We start from the raw sequence: 16,164 nt of genomic DNA on the forward strand, positions 1-16,164 counted from the left end.
TTTTGCACCTAAAATTGGGATAGGGTAGCGTGATGGCGAAGTATCTTCGAGGAGAAAAAATGAAATCAATCAATCGCCGCGACTTTCTAAAAGCGGCTGGCGTTGCTGCGGCTGCGGGTGTGGTGAGTGGCTGCGCGAGCTCAAATAATAACAACAATGCAATACCACAACGTCAGGGTCAGTCTGTAATGGGCTTGGTTGCGCCTAAGCTTGATATCGTCAGGGTGGGCTTTATTGGCGTGGGCCAGCGCGGCTATGGCCATGTTAAGCGTATGAGCCATATTGAGGGAGCAAAAATAGTAGCCCTGTGCGACACCCATGATGAAGTGTTAACTAAATCGGCGGATTATTTGGTGAATGAGCGCGGCGTCGACAAGCCAGCGTTATATCGTGGCTCGCCACACGCTTATCAAGACATGCTAAGCCGTGATGATATCGACATCGTTATTATTTCAACGCCTTGGAAGTGGCATGCTGCCATGGCCATCGACACCATGAACAGTGGCAAACATGCCTTTGTGGAAGTGCCACTGGCATTGACCGTGGATGAAATGTGGAAGATTGTCGATACGGCTGAGCGCACGCAAAAGCACTGTATGATGATGGAGAACGTCAACTATGGTCGTGATGAGCTAATGGTGCTCAATATGGTCAGACAGGGCGTATTTGGTGAGTTACTGCATGGCGAAGCGGCCTATATTCATGAATTGCGTTGGCAAATGAAAGAAATTGAGCACAAAACTGGCTCATGGCGTACGCATTGGCACACCAAACGCGATGGTAACTTATACCCCACTCATGGCTTAGGGCCCGTTTCTCAGTATATGAATATTAACCGCGGCGATCGGTTTGATTACCTTACTTCAATGAGCTCACCCGCTCTTGGTCGTGCCGCCTATGCAGAGCGTGAGTTTGAGCCATCCCACGAGCGCAATCAACTCGACTATATTGCCGGTGATATGAATACCACCTTGATTAAAACGGTGAAGGGTCGCAGCATCATGGTACAACACGATACCACGACCCCCAGACCTTATTCTCGGCATAACTTAATTCAAGGCACCAACGGCGTTTTTGCCGGTTTCCCTAACCGCATCGCGTTGGAGCAAGGGGGAAGTAAAAGCTTTCATGAGTGGGATTATGATATGACTCACTGGTATCAGCAGTATGATCACCCATTGTGGCTTAGCATGGGAGAAGAAGCACAACGGAATGGCGGTCACGGTGGCATGGACTTTTTAATGTTCTGGCGCATGATTTACTGTCTGCGCAATGGTGAGCCGTTGGATCAGGATGTCTATGATGGTGCGGCATGGTCAGTGATATCGCCATTATCAGCACAGTCTGTGGCTAATCGCAGTGAATCTATTACTATCCCTGACTTTACTCGCGGTGGCTGGTTAACCGGTGAGCCTTTGGGCATAGTAGCAGTGTAAGGGGTTAAAGCAGTATAGTGAGCCATGGCGCTTTCTGATGGTGCTAAAGTTCAATGAACAGGGTAAGATCCGCTATCAACAAGACTGGATTAACTATACTCCTAAGTCACAATACATGACTGGAGATAACCTAAACGTGCAGTAAGCAATGCTCTGCACAAGACATAAGGAACACCAATGAAGGTTTCTGTAGAGATTAGTAAGTACCCACTGCATCAAGATTATATTCCTTATATTCAAGGCTTTATTGATCGTTTAAATCAGCATGAAAACATCAAAGTGAACACCAATGTTATGTCTACTCAAGTTTTTGGTGATTATGACGAGGTGACAACCATCATTAATCAAGAGATGAAACGCTCTTTTGCAACCTATGGCAAATGCATTTTTGTCTGCAAGTACATTGCTGGGGATTTGTCTGCGCGTCAGGGTGAAATAGATTAATGGATTGGCTACGGGAAACGCTGGCAGGTTTTACTGCGATGTCGAGCTGGGAATACATTGCTGTCGCCTTAGCGGTGGCTTACCTGTTGTTAGCAATAAGACAAAACATTTGGTGTTGGCCAGTGGCGTTTGTGAATACCCTGATTTATACCATTCTCTATTGGAATGGCGCATTGGTCATGGAGTCACTATTACACTTTTATTATATGGTGATGGCGGTGGTCGGCTGGTGGATGTGGCGTCAAGGTGATAAAGATAAGCCCAGTGAAATTATCTCTTGGTCAACCTCGCGTCACCTCTGCATTATTGCGCTTACCACCGTTGCTGCGGTGGCCTTGGGCTACTTTACCAAGCATTATATGAATGCCGATCTGGCTTACCTGGATAGTTTTACCACTTGCTTTGCGGTGGTTACGACCTACTTGGTGGCGAAGAAAGTGTTGGAAAACTGGTTGTATTGGGTGGTGATTGATGCCGCCTCGATTTATCTATACTACCTCAAAGGTTTTTACCCGACCTTAGTGCTGTTTATTTTTTATACCTTAATGGCATGTTGGGGTTACAAGCGCTGGTATGAAGAATACGAATCGAAGCAGGGCAAAAATATTGCCAGCCTCTGACGTTGAACTAAAGTGCTTACAGCAGCAAGTAGAGCGCGTATTTACACAGCCCGTGACTGCTTTAGTGAAACTAAATAAGGGGCTGAGCAATAAAAATTACCTGCTTTACAGTGGCCAAGGAAAACGCCTACTGAAGTGCTACAGCCACGACATTCCTGTTGCTGCGCTTAGCGCTCAAAATAAGCTGGCGCAACAGCAGGTCACTTCGCAAGTACTGGCCTTTGACCAGCCATCACGGTTGGCGATATTTACCTTTCTACCTGAGGTCGAGCGCTCCCCGGTACTAGGGAAAGACTTACTCGAACAATTGGTGAGGGTACACCAGCTTGAGTTGGACGTGTATGAACAATTAGACCTGCTAGGCTACCTTAATCAGCTATCGGCGACGCTGCAAACCCGCGTTGATATGGCTTGGATCCGTTCTCAGCTTGCCAGTTTGCCCAGCGACATGGCGTTTTGCCATAACGACTTGGTGCTCAGTAATATTATTGTTGGTGAGTCCAAAGTGCAGTTAATCGATTTTGAGTATGCCTGTCACAATGACCTCTTCTTTGATTTGGCAGCCTTGGTATGTAGTTTTGGCTGCACCGTGGCACAAGCTCACAGAGTGTTACAAAACTACTTTATGTTAAGGCAGCAAGAGCCACCAGTATACAGCCAGACCAAGCTCAAACTCTACTGCCAAATTTACCTTTTATTGAGCATTGAGTGGTATGAGCAAAGGGGAGTGGAAGACGAAGCTGCAACGCTCAGAGCAGCACTATTAAAGTGGGTAGATTAGCACGCTGCAAACTACCCACCATTAGCTATTACAGGCCGCCAAGTCGTTTCGCGAGCTCTTTGTATTTTTCCACGTCGGATTTATCGAAAATCGGTTCGCCATTGCCGTCAGTGTCTTTTGCAACGAGCAAGTTTTCTCGAGCAAGGCGTCTAACTCGCTCTATTTTTACGTCAAGAAACTCTGCAACTTGCTGGGTTGTCATGGGTGTCATATTTGGGATCCTCAATAATGATGTATCGCTACATTACTTATTAATAGTAGTACTAGACCTAGTCTCAGTATAATTTATTATTTTTAAAGCATAGTTGAATAACTGTTTTTTTTTCCTAAAGTACAGCTTTTTTTAAAAATAGGTTACTAATTAGGCATCTAGCCAACATTGACTAGCAATTGTGGTGAGATAGCATTATTATGATGGCCTCGCTCTCGTGGTGAAATGGATATCACGTGGCCCTCCGGAGGCTAAGTTCTAGGTTCGATCCCTAGCGAGAGCGCCACTTTTTTCCTCTTGCTTTATTTCGGTTATTACACCCACCCTTTGCGTTTAAAATAAAGGCCAATTCCTAGGGTTAACAATAACAACAGCAACACAAATATACTAAAGGCACCGCCATATTCGGTACCAGGAATACCACCGATATTGACTCCCAATAACCCAGTTAAAAACCCAAGCGGTAAGAATAGTGCGGCCACTACCGACATCACATACATGCGTTGATTGAGCTGTTCGTTTTGTTGGTTGGTAATGCCATGCTGTATTACCTGCGCACGCTCAATGGCGGCTTCAAGCTCTTCAACATAGCGACTCAGGGCATTGTTGGCTTCTTCTAACAAACGCAAATCTTCATCTGTCAGCCATTCTTGTTGGCAATCTAGTAACTCGCTAATGGCCACCTTTTGAGGTTTTAAATAGCGTTTTAGACCTATGGTTTGGCGTCTTAATGTGGCTAACTGTTGGTAATTGGGGAGTTGCTCACTGCTGTCTAGAGCATCTTCAAAGCCATCTAGGTGTTCCTCAATTTGCCAAATAATATCTTGCATTCGCCCTGATAGCCTTGCCACTAGGGTTGATAATAGCTCGCCAATGTCTTTTGCACCCTTACCTTGTTTTAATGCAGCTAACATATCTTGCGCTGACATAATGTGGCGCTTGCGGCAGGTAATAAGTAAGCGTTTGTTAGCATAGCAACGGATTGAAACCATGTCTTCTGGGCTTTGTTTGGGGTTTAGGTTCACGCCTCGTAAAAACACTAATAACCCCTCGCTACCCACCACGGTTCGTGGGCGAGTTTCATCGGCAATCAGTGCCTGCCACTCCCATTCTGCTAAAAAGTCTTGCTGCTTTAACCACTCGGTGGTTTGCTCGAAACTGTAGTCAAAGTGAAGCCACATTGGTTGTTGGTGAATAACGGCTTTAACCTCGCTAAGGTCTTCAATAATCCTTCCGCCACCTTGGCCGTCGAGTACAACGGCATGCAATAACCCTGTCATGATGTAATCCAATCAACTTTGATGTTGCAAGGATTGCACAGTCAGTGAGTATTTCAAATGCAATTCTATCTCTTGACGATAAAAGAAATAGTTCGGTTTGATTTTCTTTTCGGTTGAAAAGTAGTCAGTTCCTGTTAGGTTAAATAGATATGTATTACGCAGCGATTTTGCTTATCTTGAAGATAAATTTATTTTGTTTTGCAATTGCAGCAAATCCAAGTATAAGTCCGCACACACTTCTTTAGAGAAACAATTATGATCACAGTGGGTTGGCGAGAATGGCTATCATTGCCTGAGCTTGGTATTAATGAAATCAAGGCCAAAGTTGACACAGGTGCAAGAACCTCTTGCTTACACGCTTTTCGAGTAGAACCATTTGACCACTTAAGTGGTGAACTATGGGTACGGTTTTGGATCCATCCGCTTCAAGATGATTCAGACTTCGTTGTTTGTTGCGAAGCCAAGGTATTAGATCAACGGGTGGTAACGGATTCTGGAGGTCATAAAGAAAATCGCTATGTTATTGAGACAATACTGAACATCGCAGGGCAAAGCTGGCCCATTGAAGTTACATTAAGCAATAGAGAGACGATGAAATTTAGAATGTTGCTAGGTCGCACGGCCATGCGTGGCAAGATACTGGTTGACCCTGAGCAATCTTACTTAACCCAAAAAACCGGATAACTTATGAAAATAGGCATACTTTCAAGGAATAAATCACTGTACTCAACGCGGCGGCTGATTGAAGCGGCGGAGCAACAAGGTCATGAAGTGGCTGTGCTTGACGCTTTACGTTGTTACATGAATATCAACAGCAGTGAGCCTGAGGTCCACTTTAAAGGTCAGAAGTTAAGTGGTTTTGATGCTGTTATTCCACGAATTGGCGCTTCTGTCACGTTTTACGGTTGTGCGGTGTTAAGGCAGTTTGAGATGATGGGGGTTTACCCGCTCAATGAATCGGTCGCCATAACGCGTTCAAGAGATAAACTGCGCTCACTGCAACTGCTTTCGAGAAAAGGCGTGGGCATGCCTATTACTGGCTTTGCCAGTAAGCCCGATGACGTTAAAGACTTGCTTGAGATGGTTGGTGGCGCACCGGTGGTGATTAAGTTGTTAGAAGGCACTCAAGGTATTGGTGTGGTGTTAGCTGAAACCCGCAAAGCCGCGGAGAGCGTCATTGAAGCCTTTATGGGATTAAAGGCGCATATCATGGTGCAAGAGTACATCAAAGAAGCCGGTGGCGCCGATATTCGTTGCTTTGTTATTGGTGATAAAGTCATTGCTGCGATGAAGCGACAGGCGCAAGCGGGGGAATTTCGCTCAAACCTTCACCGTGGCGGCTCAGCAACCTTGGTGAAAATCACCCCGGAAGAAAGGCGCACCGCGGTGGCGGCCGCCAAAGCGATGGGATTAAACGTTGCTGGGGTTGACTTGTTGCGCTCTGAACGTGGTCCTCTGGTGATGGAAGTGAACTCGTCACCAGGGCTTGAAGGTATTGAACAAGCCACGGGTAAAGACATTGCTGGCATGATCATTTCATTTATTGAAAAAAACGCTTCCGCTAAGAGGACGGCGACACGTGGCAAAGGTTAAAATTAATCGCCCATTTTCTTTACTTGATACTCGAGTTGGAGTGGGTGAGCGCTCAACGGTGCAGCTCGAGGTAGCTAAGTTATATACCCATACACCCATGACCATCCCCATAGAGGTGGTCAATGGTACGGAAGCCGGGCCAGTATTACTGGTCTGTGCCGCTATTCATGGTGATGAGCTCAATGGCGTTGAAGTGGTAAGGCAATTATTAAATAAAATAGATGCCAGCAATTTACGGGGGACCTTAATTGCCGTGCCCATCGTCAATATTTTTGGTTTCATTCATAAATCCCGATATTTACCCGACAGGCGCGACCTTAACCGCTGTTTTCCAGGCTCTGAGCGCGGCTCTTTAGGTGGCCGCATGGCCCATATGTTTTTTGATCAGGTGGTGAAGCAAAGTACCCATATTATTGATTTACATACCGGGGCCATTCATCGCTCTAATTTGCCACAAATTCGTGGCGATCTGTCGAGCGAAACGACTAAAGAAATGGCCATGGCGTTTGGCACACCGGTGGCGCTGGATGCGCGTCTACGTAATGGCTCGTTACGTAGTGAGGCTGCAGGCCTTGGGATCCCTGTGATTACCTACGAAGCGGGAGAGGCGCTGCGTTTTGATGCTTTAGCCATTCATGCTGGTTTAAAAGGGGTTGAAAACGTCATGCGGCAGTTGCGCATGCTTAGAGGAAAGCGCCGTAAGCAATTACATGAAGCGGTAGTTGCCGCTGCAACAAGTTGGGTGCGGGCGGATGTTGACGGTATTGTACGTGCCCAAGTTAACCTCGGAGAGCGAGTCAGCAAGGGTCAAGTATTAGCTTACATAGACAGCCCCCTTGGCCAAAGTGTTGAAGAAATCGTCGCACCGCGGAGCGGAATTGTGATTGGTCAGCAAATGCTGCCTCTGGTGAATGAAGGGGATGCGGTTTTTCACTTAGCCTATTTTGCCCACGCCAATAGCATTGTCGAGCAACAGCTAGAAACCTTTATTGATGACATAGGCCCTATTTCTTAGGGCCTAATACTCTTTTGCTGGTAGTAGCGAGCTTGGGTTTTTGTGGCTCTTGACTGAGCACAAGCACGGGGCGGGTGACAAACAAGTTGTTTGGGTAAACCACTTTATGACCTTCAATATGGCGCAGTACCACACTCATTAACCCCATTTCGACAATACATCCTTCAACGAAGTTAGCGCCATCCACTATCCGCACCCAATTGCCAACGCGATAATCATTTTGAATGAACATTAGCAAAAAAGAGGTTAGGTTCGAGAGCAGTGACCAGCCAGCAAACATGGCGACCCCGAGCATGGCAAAAAGCGATGAGCCGAGCACCAAAAGCCCTTTTAGCTCTATGCCCCAAAACACCAGCATGATACAAACAAATACAAACGCCACGATAGTTTTCACCAACAGTTCGGCGCGCTGCTTGCGGTGGGAGTCAATTTTGCCGCGTGTCACTTTTTCCAGCAGCTTGCAGCACCCAGAAACCAGCAAAGGAAAAAGCAGTACAGCAATTAATGAAGCGAATAACTTATACTGATTGAGAACAAAATCTAATACGTGCAATGTAGTTTATACCTTAACTATTTTACGCCTTATATCATGCAATTTGCTCTCCTAAAAGCGGTTTTTTACAGTGAATAACCATTGCACATCATCGACATTGTCAGGGCCTCCAAGCGGCGCTGCAACGTCGATATGCAGCATGATATCCGAATTCGCTCTGCTCGGCGCAAGACGAAGTCCAAGTCCAAGGTTTTTCAGTGTTGACTCGTTAGCATTGATGGCAAGGTGAGAGTCATAGGCTTTGCCTAAATCAAAAAATGCGGCACCGCCGACTTTGAATAAGCGCCATAAATCGTATTCCCAATAGAAGCGCCTTTCGATGTTAAGCAGTACGCGTTTACTGCCTTGTTGATACTTAATTGGGTAACCTCTTAACCCGGTTTCGCCACCTAGTGTAATTTGTTTGTCTAAAGTGAGGTTTTTACCATAGCTATAGCTGGCGTTGAGAAACCAAGATTGGTAGAGGCTGGTATTAAGGTAATATTGAATATTGAAACTGGCTATGAGGTTTTCAGCGCGGTCGCTTTGCTGATCCCAATTGCCATTGAGGTCCATAGCAAAGCGCCAAAGGCTGTGATCTGAGGTATAGTGAGCCGTATCTGCGCTAAGAGAAAAAATGACGCGTTCGTCATCATTGCTCCATGCCGTAGGAGAGTACCCGAGTAAAGCACGAATGTTCCAACCTAAATTTAAATCTTCGGTGCGATAAATAGAGTCAAAGTTTCGCACCTTAACAAACGAGTCTTCAAACCATTGTGCCTGCACATAAGGGTAACTTAGCGATCTATCGCTCGCGATGGCGAGCGTGGTTTCTGGGATAGCGCTAAAGCGGTATTCTTCGTGGCGATAACCGGCAATTAAGCGTCGTGTCCAGTTACCACCTAATGCTTGAGAGTGGCCAAAGTAAAATTGACTCACAGCTCTTTTTTGGTTGAATTCAGAGATGGTTTCACCGCCAGAATAAATCGGCTCTTCACGCTCGTCAGAGAAATTGGTAAAGCCGTAACTATAAGGCGTGTCGGTGGCAAAAAATGGATAATTGACACTAACATAGTGACGCTCGCCATCGTCATTATCGGAGTACTCAATGCGACCTGTGTACCTTGAACCTAAAATATTGGGGTCGTCATAGACAAACAAATAACCAGCACGGTCCACTTCTTTAATATGAGTAAAAGACAGACGCTTACCATAGCCAAGTAGGTTGCTCTCTCGAAAGCCGATCCTCGAGGTGTTTTCACCACCACTGCGGCTAAAGCTTAAATCCGGCATTAAGGTCCATAAGTCCCGGGTGATCACGGTCACTAAAATATCGCCATCGCAATTTTCGACGGCATAAATACGGGCATCGTAAAGGTAGGATTGTTGCCTCAATAGACGTTCTGATTCAGCCAGTTTACGCGGTACGTAATCATCGCCTTCTTGAAACAATAACACGCTTTTTAATACTTCAGGTTTGGTTTGTACGTGGTAGCGGTTGGCAAACCGAAACAGGGCATTATTTTCCTCCGGCTTGTCGGTATCAAAGACATTGAGCTGACGCAGCTCAATGTCGATTATTTTCTTTCCCGTTGCCGCTTTGGGGTAATTTTCTTGGCTATCAAGTTGGCGCGTTAAGCTTTGGTCGTGCTCACTATCAGTACGGTTATTACTGCAACTATTCGACAGATCTAACGCAGGAACTTGTTCAGCTCCTTGCGCCATGGCAATGCTGCTAAAAAATAATAGGGTGGCGAGTAATAGCCATCTTATTGTCATCACGTGCCCTCTAGTCTGTAATACCAATTCGCTTAATTAAGTGGTCTATTTGAGGCAAGAAAATTCTGTCGATAACCAGGCAAAAATTTTGCTATTTAGTTGTTCTAAATAAGAAATTTTTAACGCAGTTAGCGTCGAATTTGCTCCCTCCAATTGAGCAGGTATTAATGCGGATTGGTATAATCCTTTTAGTATGGTCGATTTTGCTTTAGCTTGCTTAGAAACAATAACAAAAACTAAGAGTATTTATAGACTTAAATGACTTTATGAGGCGTTAATCAGAGAGGACTTGGTGCAGTGAAGGCAGTAATTCAAGGGCGTCTAAGCCATCTGGAGCAATCCAAACGCTGTTACTGTAATGCTCAAAATTAAGATTAAAAAAACTATTTTGAAACTGAAATCGCCACTGATGTCTATCGGCACCCGCTGAGAATTCAATCATGTTAATGTGCTGGTGGTGTAAAAATATTTGTGCCCAAAGCTCAAAGTCTTCATCGTTTGGCAGCTGTTCACTGCTGACGATGATTACTTCATATTGCGAGTCTAAAGTGACAGAGGTCATTAATCACGCTCCAAATAATTTCGTATTAACTGCATAAATGGGGCACCATATTTGCTCAACTTGGTAAAGCCAACCCCAGAGACTTGCAAAAATTCACTGTCAGAGGTGGGGGTCTTTTGCGCCATTTCAGCCAAGGTTCTATCGTTGAACACCACATAAGGCGGGACATCGTCATCATCAGCCAACTGTTTGCGCAGGGCACGCAATTTGGCAAATAGCTTTTTGTCATAGTTAAACTGCGCAAGCTTATCTTGATAGACGTGTTTTGCCGCCAGCCTCGGCTCTGCTAGGTGCAGGGTGTATTCGCCACGTAAAACGGCTCTTGCCGCTTCTGTAAGTCGCAGCGTCGCACCTTGGGTGATGTCTTGATTCACTAAGCCATGGTGGATGAGCTGACGCAGAATACTAAGCCAAAATTCATTACTGTGTTCCCTGCCTATGCCATAGGTAGAGAGGTCATGGTGATTGTGTTCGCGGATCCGAGCAGTATTAGCACCACGCAGTAGATCAACGATATAGCCTAAACCAAAACGCTGCTCTGCACGATATATGCAAGAGAGTGCTTGCTGAGCTACAACGGTGCCATCAAATTGTTTCGGCGGATTTAAGCAAATATCACAGTTTCCGCAGGCTTCACGTTGGTACTCGCTAAAATAGTTCAAGAGAATTTGGCGGCGGCAAGTTTGTGCTTCGGCAAAGCTCGACATGGCTTGGAAACGCTGCTCTTCAACCCGGCGGCGCTGTTCATCAGGAATGTCTTCAAAAAAACGTTTAACCCGGCCGATATCAGCGGGGTCGAAGTACATTACGGCTTCTGCGGCTAAGCCATCACGACCGGCGCGACCGGTTTCTTGGTAATAGGCTTCAATGCTTTTGGGAATATCGTAATGCACCACAAAGCGTACATTTGGCTTATTAATGCCCATACCAAAAGCTACGGTCGCAACAACTATTTGGATGTCATCGCGGGCAAAGCGGTTTTGCACAAACTGGCGCTGTTCGTTATCAAGGCCAGCATGATAACCCGCGGCGTTATAGCCAGATTCAATCAAGCGCTCTGCGATATCGTCTACGCGCTTGCGACTGCCACAGTAAATAATGCCACTTTGTCCTTTTTGTTCTTTTAAGTAGCGGAACAGCTGTGATAAAGGCTTAAACTTTTCTTCAATGGTGTAACGAATATTGGGCCTATCAAAGCTACCGGTATGAATAAATGGCGCACGCATATCAAGCTGCTGGACGATATCTCGCCGAGTAGCTAAATCCGCCGTGGCGGTGAGGGCCATAAGTGGCACCGCAGGGAAATATTGTCTGAGCTCTTTTAAACGAAAGTAGTGAGGGCGAAAGTCATGTCCCCAGTGCGACACACAGTGGGCTTCATCAATGGCAAATAAAGCAACATTGCAGCTGCTTAAGCGCTCTATAAAGTCTCTTTGCAGTGCTTTTTCTGGTGCCACATAGAGTAACTTTACCGTACCCTGCTGGAGCCCTTCATAGGTGGCTCTTTGCTGCTCCCAAGCAACGCTATTATTAATATACTCCGCCGCCACACCTTGCGCTTTTAGCTGTGCTACCTGATCTTGCATTAATGAGATTAAGGGGGAAATAACCACTGTAACCCCTTCAAACAGCAGGGCTGGAACTTGATAACAAAGTGATTTCCCCCCCCCAGTGGGTAACAGCACAAGGGTATCCTGACCAGCAAGACTGGACTGAATAATTTCTAGCTGACCATCACGAAAGGTACTGTAACCAAATACATCTTTGAGTACCGTTTTAGGGTCTTTAGTTGGGGCGTCTAAGAGTGTTTCCATTGCCGCCATTCTAGAGTTTTTTTTATTTATTGTCTTTGCTTTTTGTCGCGAGAGGGGTCGGACTGCTGTTTATTTAACCGCACGACTGAGTGATGTAATGACCCACGCTTTATCTAAGTTTAATGGCTTGGTGTTTTATTGATGGTATAATTGCAGTTCTCTTTGCAACTCCTGCCAAGGTCGACATGTCGGTAATTGATGAACAAAACAAGGGGCACCTGCTCGCCATTCTTGCCTTTTTAATGTGGGGCTTAGCACCCATTTATTTTAAACAACTTATTCATGTGGATGCGATTGAGATCTTAGTGCACAGAGTGATTTGGTCTGTATTATTTATTATGTTAATAGTATTGGCAAAAAAACAGTGGCCTAAGATTGTCGCAATTGTTCGACAGCCAAAACTATTGGCAATGCTAACGCTCACTGCCTGTTTGCTGGGGTTCAACTGGGGACTCTTTATCTGGTCGGTGAATAATGGCTTTATGCTCGATGCCAGTTTAGGGTATTACATCAACCCGCTATTAAATGTATTGCTAGGCATGTTATTTCTTTCTGAGCGTCTGCGCCGCGCACAAAAGTTTGCTGTGGTGTTGGCTATAGTGGGTGTGGTGTTGCAATTAATCAGCTTTGGCTCTTTCCCTGTTATTGCGTTTTCATTGGCGGGCTCTTTTGCCATTTATGGTCTATTGCGAAAAACCCTCGCGGTTGAGTCTTTACCTGGGTTACTGATTGAGGCATTGATCTTGAGTCCCATCGCACTAATGTACTGGTGGTGGGTGGAGCCCAGTGCCACAAGTAATTTGTATGCCAACAACTGGTATACGAATGCATTACTAATAAGCGCCGGAATTGTGACTACCTTGCCGTTACTTTGCTTCACTGCAGCTGCAAAGCGGATCCCCTATACCACATTAGGTTTTTTCCAATACATTGGACCCAGTCTAATGTTTATTTTGGCGGTGGTGTTATATGGCGAAGCCTTTGATACTGAGCGGGCGGTTACCTTTGCTTTTATATGGAGTGCACTGGCGATGTTTAGCCTTGACTCATACCGCGATAGACGTAAACGCTTAGCCAATAAGACGGTTTCGTCCTAACTCTTTAGCTTGATAAAGGTTGATATCGGCTTGCTTAACCAAGCGGTCGATATCACTGCTGACCTCATCACTAAAACCAATTGAAATGGTAAAGGTTATATCTTTATCGGTAAAACTCGCGCTATTGTCGGCAATATAGGCTCTAAAAGCTTCCAATCTTTCGAGACAAGCGTCTTTATCTTCAGTTGCAAAGAACACCGCAAACTCTTCACCACCTAAGCGAGCCATTAAGTCTTGCTGAAAATACTGCTTAAAAGCACGGCTAAAGGCTTCTAACACGGCATCGCCATAATCGTGACCATAGTTATCATTAACCAGTTTAAAATGATCAATATCAAGCATGGCGATGGCACTTGATTGCTGCTGCTTAGCCCTTTGATGCAGTGCTTTTCTAACTGTAGCAAAGAAATAACGACGATTAGGTAACTCTGTAAGGTAATCTGTATTGGCTTGTTTGCGGATGGTCTGAATATGCTCGAGCATGTCGACGTTTTGACTTAAGCGACAATAAAACTCTTCGGCATTAAATGGTTTTCGTAAGTAATCGTTAGCGCCATTTTTAAGAAAGCGCGTTGACAGGTGGTCTGTATCGACCCCTGAAACACCAATAATCGCTTTGTCATCATCGGTATATAAGCGCCTGATCTCTGAGCAGAGTTCTTCTCCGCGCATATTGGGCATTTCACTGTCGGTAATAATAACCGAAATATCTGTGTGTGCCTTAAGCACTTCGAGCGCTTCGATGCCGTCAGTGGCCTCGAAGACTTGGTATTTGTGACGTTTCACTAAAGTTGAGATGTATTGTCTTGCCGTCGCTGAGTCATCAACAATAAGTATCTTGACGTTTTCATTTCTAGGCAATCGCTCCAATTGGCGGCGCAAATAGTGGTAAGCCTGTTTATTCTCTTTAGTGATGTAATCAATGATAGGGTACTGTTCAACCGTTTTACGTGTTTGGCTCTCCAGGTTTCCCGTCATGACTATAGTAGGGATATTGGCTTTGATAGTGCAGGGGATTGCTTCTCCACGAGGGGCGTCGGGCAATATAAAGTCAACTACTGCGCAAAAATATTGGTTTTGTTTGATTAACGCCTCAGCTTGGGCTCGAGACTCGGCTATATCGGCATGATAGCCGGCACTGGTGGCTATATGCTTTTGTACTCTGGCAATTGTTGGGGTGTCTTCAATGATTAAGATTTTTCGAGTCACAATCTTCGCCAATCACTAATGTTTTACTAATTCTTAACGCATATAAAAGTAAAAGCAATGCTAGTGTAGAAAACTTATTAAAAAGTCATAACAATCTATGATGATATTGCGCAAAAAATGCTAAAAAAACGGGCTCTTTTAAAGAGCCCAGTTATTAAGTTATCCAGTGATAAGCGCCATTACAGGTCATCATCAATGTCAACACTGACGGCCACACTGGTGTCGTTTTGCACCTTTGAACGACCAAATAAAGTATGAAATTTAGTTTTACAGGTTGTTAGCTTTAAATATTTAGCCCAAGCTTTTTCCACAGCATTGGTAGGAACAGAGGCACCATCCATCACTTGAACAAATTGCAGCTGAAAACTGTTTTGCGGTTCTTGTGCTTTGCTGTATAAGCTTCTTAGCGTTACACCACATTGCTCAAGAATTTCAGCTTCTTGTAAAGTGAAATGACCGCTGCGACCAAATCCACGGGGGAAGTTGGCGTCATCATAAAATGCTTTAGGGCTTGTGAAAGCGTGTTTCAAAGTGGCTAGATTATGATCCATAACAAAGTCCTCAAGGGTTACTTGGCAGGAGTATGGATCAAGAATTGAATTTTAAAAAATGAGTTTTTTTTATCGTCAGGAAGAAAAATGGACATAGATCTATTAAAAACTTTTGTCGAGGTGGTACGCACTCGCCATTTTGGTCGTGCCGCCGAGAATTTATACATTACTCAGTCGGCAGTGAGCTTTAGGATCAGGCAGTTAGAACAGAGTTTGGGAGTGAATTTGTTCATTCGCCAGCGCAATAATATTCAATTAACTGCCCCTGGAGAGCGGCTACTTCCTCATGCAAAAATGATTTTAACGGGCATGCAGCGTGCTAAAGTAGACGTGGCCCTGGCTAATAATATGCACAAACAGGTGTCACTCAGTGGTACGGCAAACATATGGGATGCTTTCTTACAGTTTGGCATTAATCATATTGTCTCGGCGATGCCAGGGGTTTCTTTAGTGGCAGAAATAAAAGCACAACAAGAAAGTACCCGGCTACTGTTGGAACGCACCTTGGACGTGGCGGTGCTTTTTGATCCCCCCAAGGTCGATGAGCTGGTGGTAAAGCCCATTCGTAACTTGGCGATAATACCGGTCAGCACTTTTGATAAGGTCTCCAAAGCCGAGTTTTTCGACAACCAATACGTTTATGTTGATTGGGGCACGGCGTATTCACTGTGGCATGCGAAGCAATACTCAGGCAGCAACCCTCCTTACTTCAGAACCAGCACGGGAAGGATTGCTTTAGACCTCATATTACAATGTGGTGGCTCTGCCTTTGTTCCAGAAGTCTTGGCGCAAGATGCCATTGCCAAGGGGCATCTATTTTTAGTGGAGGAAGTAGAGCAAAACGCAAGGGAAGTATTTGTTGCTTACCACAAAGACAACGAACAAATAGAGCATATTGAAACCATTGTTAGTCTTCTGACTGAGGTAAAATAACCCTGTTCCCAAAATTAAGATGAATCTTTTATGACGCTTAGTTTAACTTTGGGTGTCAGTTTATTTTCAGAAATATTGTCGATGTAATAATTCTGTCATTTATCAATGTCAAAATTCGCGTGTTTTAAAATTACGTGTTGCGATATTGAGGAAATACACATGAAACTAACTAAGACTGCTTTAGCTTTATCTCTTCTAGGCGCGTTCGCTTTCCAAGCCAATGCTGAAGTTGACGTTTATGGTAAAGCAAATGTTTCTGTTCAATCATCTGATGATGGTGCAGGCTCTTTCACAGAGATCAAGAGCA

The 16,164-nt window shown here is 45.0% G+C and carries 18 protein-coding genes and 1 tRNA gene (1 of these 19 cut by a window edge); 11 read left to right on the forward strand and 8 right to left on the reverse strand.

Features of this window, described 5'->3' with window-relative positions; genetic code table 11:
- Positions 1–59 precede the first annotated feature (59 nt).
- The 4 genes from R3P39_RS16230 (at position 60) to R3P39_RS16245 (ending at position 3,281) form a co-directional block, all read left to right on the forward strand.
- Positions 60–1,436 (forward strand): Gfo/Idh/MocA family protein, encoded by a 1,377-nt coding sequence (locus R3P39_RS16230; RefSeq protein ID WP_336568785.1) that lies wholly within the window; start codon positions 60–62, stop codon positions 1,434–1,436.
- Between the two features lie 177 nt (positions 1,437–1,613).
- Complete coding sequence (locus R3P39_RS16235) at positions 1,614–1,880, forward strand: hypothetical protein (protein ID WP_336568787.1); 267 nt, start codon at positions 1,614–1,616, stop codon at positions 1,878–1,880.
- Positions 1,880–2,500, forward strand: a complete 621-nt coding sequence (pnuC, locus tag R3P39_RS16240) for a nicotinamide riboside transporter PnuC (RefSeq protein WP_336568789.1) — start codon at positions 1,880–1,882, stop codon at positions 2,498–2,500. Before R3P39_RS16235 ends, pnuC begins: the two co-directional genes overlap by 1 nt.
- Positions 2,487–3,281, forward strand: a complete 795-nt coding sequence (locus tag R3P39_RS16245; RefSeq protein ID WP_336568790.1) for a phosphotransferase — start codon at positions 2,487–2,489, stop codon at positions 3,279–3,281. Before pnuC ends, R3P39_RS16245 begins: the two co-directional genes overlap by 14 nt.
- Before the next feature lie 28 nt (positions 3,282–3,309).
- Here R3P39_RS16245 and R3P39_RS16250 read toward each other — a convergent pair whose 3' ends face one another.
- Entirely contained in the window at positions 3,310–3,492 is a 183-nt protein-coding gene (locus tag R3P39_RS16250) for a helix-turn-helix domain-containing protein (protein ID WP_336568792.1), read from the reverse strand.
- A gap of 211 nt (positions 3,493–3,703) precedes the next feature.
- Here R3P39_RS16250 and R3P39_RS16255 point away from each other — a divergent pair.
- Positions 3,704–3,778 (forward strand) — tRNA-Arg (locus R3P39_RS16255).
- Positions 3,779–3,806: 28 nt separating this feature from the next.
- Here the strand turns inward: R3P39_RS16255 and R3P39_RS16260 are convergent.
- A complete protein-coding gene (locus R3P39_RS16260; protein WP_336568794.1) occupies positions 3,807–4,772 on the reverse strand; it encodes a zinc transporter ZntB in 966 nt (321 codons plus the stop codon).
- A gap of 255 nt (positions 4,773–5,027) precedes the next feature.
- Between R3P39_RS16260 and R3P39_RS16265 the strand changes: the two genes are divergently transcribed.
- The 3 genes from R3P39_RS16265 to R3P39_RS16275 are packed head-to-tail and all read left to right on the forward strand — an operon-like array spanning position 5,028 to position 7,380.
- Positions 5,028–5,456, forward strand: a complete 429-nt coding sequence (locus R3P39_RS16265) for an ATP-dependent zinc protease family protein (RefSeq protein WP_336568795.1) — start codon at positions 5,028–5,030, stop codon at positions 5,454–5,456.
- 3 nt (positions 5,457–5,459) lie between these two features.
- On the forward strand, positions 5,460–6,365 hold the full coding sequence (gene rimK, locus R3P39_RS16270) for a 30S ribosomal protein S6--L-glutamate ligase (RefSeq protein WP_336568796.1): 906 nt from the start codon (positions 5,460–5,462) through the stop codon (positions 6,363–6,365).
- Positions 6,352–7,380 (forward strand): succinylglutamate desuccinylase/aspartoacylase family protein, encoded by a 1,029-nt coding sequence (locus R3P39_RS16275; protein WP_336568798.1) that lies wholly within the window; start codon positions 6,352–6,354, stop codon positions 7,378–7,380. The genes rimK and R3P39_RS16275 overlap by 14 nt, the downstream gene beginning before the upstream one ends.
- Here the strand turns inward: R3P39_RS16275 and R3P39_RS16280 are convergent.
- From R3P39_RS16280 to recQ, 4 genes are all read right to left on the reverse strand, one after another.
- On the reverse strand, positions 7,370–7,933 hold the full coding sequence (locus R3P39_RS16280) for a mechanosensitive ion channel domain-containing protein (RefSeq protein WP_336568800.1): 564 nt from the start codon (positions 7,931–7,933) through the stop codon (positions 7,370–7,372). The two genes, R3P39_RS16275 and R3P39_RS16280, sit on opposite strands and share 11 nt — an antisense overlap.
- A gap of 51 nt (positions 7,934–7,984) precedes the next feature.
- Positions 7,985–9,691: a hypothetical protein gene (locus tag R3P39_RS16285; RefSeq protein WP_442962064.1), complete on the reverse strand. Its 1,707-nt coding sequence runs from the start codon at positions 9,689–9,691 to the stop codon at positions 7,985–7,987.
- A 274-nt stretch (positions 9,692–9,965) separates the two neighbouring features.
- The gene (locus R3P39_RS16290) at positions 9,966–10,253 is read right to left on the reverse strand and encodes a DUF3630 family protein (protein ID WP_336568802.1); all 288 of its coding nucleotides are present in this window, start codon (positions 10,251–10,253) and stop codon (positions 9,966–9,968) included.
- Positions 10,253–12,076, reverse strand: a complete 1,824-nt coding sequence (gene recQ / locus R3P39_RS16295) for a DNA helicase RecQ (RefSeq protein ID WP_442962080.1) — start codon at positions 12,074–12,076, stop codon at positions 10,253–10,255. Before recQ ends, R3P39_RS16290 begins: the two co-directional genes overlap by 1 nt.
- Before the next feature lie 176 nt (positions 12,077–12,252).
- Between recQ and rarD the strand changes: the two genes are divergently transcribed.
- On the forward strand, positions 12,253–13,164 hold the full coding sequence (rarD, locus tag R3P39_RS16300) for an EamA family transporter RarD (protein ID WP_336568804.1): 912 nt from the start codon (positions 12,253–12,255) through the stop codon (positions 13,162–13,164).
- On the opposite strand, the gene R3P39_RS16305 is transcribed toward rarD, so the two are convergent.
- Together R3P39_RS16305 and maoP are read right to left on the reverse strand one after the other, a co-directional pair.
- Positions 13,138–14,373 (reverse strand): GGDEF domain-containing response regulator, encoded by a 1,236-nt coding sequence (locus R3P39_RS16305; RefSeq protein ID WP_336568805.1) that lies wholly within the window; start codon positions 14,371–14,373, stop codon positions 13,138–13,140. The genes rarD and R3P39_RS16305 overlap by 27 nt on opposite strands.
- 179 nt (positions 14,374–14,552) lie before the next feature.
- A complete protein-coding gene (gene maoP, locus R3P39_RS16310) occupies positions 14,553–14,924 on the reverse strand; it encodes a DUF413 domain-containing protein (protein ID WP_336568807.1) in 372 nt (123 codons plus the stop codon).
- Positions 14,925–15,011: 87 nt separating this feature from the next.
- Between maoP and R3P39_RS16315 the strand changes: the two genes are divergently transcribed.
- Both R3P39_RS16315 and R3P39_RS16320 read left to right on the forward strand, forming a co-directional pair.
- Positions 15,012–15,857: a LysR family transcriptional regulator gene (locus tag R3P39_RS16315; protein WP_336568808.1), complete on the forward strand. Its 846-nt coding sequence runs from the start codon at positions 15,012–15,014 to the stop codon at positions 15,855–15,857.
- Positions 15,858–16,016: 159 nt separating this feature from the next.
- Positions 16,017–16,164: the beginning of a porin gene (locus R3P39_RS16320; protein ID WP_336568810.1), read on the forward strand. 782 nt of this gene lie beyond the right edge of the window; the window shows 148 of its 930 coding nt (coding positions 1–148); it begins with the start codon at positions 16,017–16,019; its stop codon lies off the right edge, out of view.

Source organism: Pseudoalteromonas sp. UG3-2 (assembly GCF_037120705.1).
Taxonomy (GTDB): domain Bacteria; phylum Pseudomonadota; class Gammaproteobacteria; order Enterobacterales; family Alteromonadaceae; genus Pseudoalteromonas.

Bases quoted from the DNA above. Each gene is read 5' to 3' on its own strand.
- R3P39_RS16230 (WP_336568785.1), top strand. From the start codon at position 60: ATGAAATCAATCAATCGCCGCGACTTTCTAAAAGCGGCTGGCGTTGCT.
- R3P39_RS16235 (WP_336568787.1), top strand. From the start codon at position 1,614: ATGAAGGTTTCTGTAGAGATTAGTAAGTACCCACTGCATCAAGATTAT.
- pnuC (WP_336568789.1), top strand. From the start codon at position 1,880: ATGGATTGGCTACGGGAAACGCTGGCAGGTTTTACTGCGATGTCGAGC.
- R3P39_RS16250 (WP_336568792.1), bottom strand. From the start codon at position 3,492: ATGACACCCATGACAACCCAGCAAGTTGCAGAGTTTCTTGACGTAAAA.
- R3P39_RS16260 (WP_336568794.1), bottom strand. From the start codon at position 4,772: ATGACAGGGTTATTGCATGCCGTTGTACTCGACGGCCAAGGTGGCGGA.
- R3P39_RS16265 (WP_336568795.1), top strand. From the start codon at position 5,028: ATGATCACAGTGGGTTGGCGAGAATGGCTATCATTGCCTGAGCTTGGT.
- rimK (WP_336568796.1), top strand. From the start codon at position 5,460: ATGAAAATAGGCATACTTTCAAGGAATAAATCACTGTACTCAACGCGG.
- R3P39_RS16285 (WP_442962064.1), bottom strand. From the start codon at position 9,691: ATGACAATAAGATGGCTATTACTCGCCACCCTATTATTTTTTAGCAGC.
- R3P39_RS16290 (WP_336568802.1), bottom strand. From the start codon at position 10,253: ATGACCTCTGTCACTTTAGACTCGCAATATGAAGTAATCATCGTCAGC.
- recQ (WP_442962080.1), bottom strand. From the start codon at position 12,076: ATGGCGGCAATGGAAACACTCTTAGACGCCCCAACTAAAGACCCTAAA.
- rarD (WP_336568804.1), top strand. From the start codon at position 12,253: ATGTCGGTAATTGATGAACAAAACAAGGGGCACCTGCTCGCCATTCTT.
- maoP (WP_336568807.1), bottom strand. From the start codon at position 14,924: ATGGATCATAATCTAGCCACTTTGAAACACGCTTTCACAAGCCCTAAA.
- R3P39_RS16315 (WP_336568808.1), top strand. From the start codon at position 15,012: ATGGACATAGATCTATTAAAAACTTTTGTCGAGGTGGTACGCACTCGC.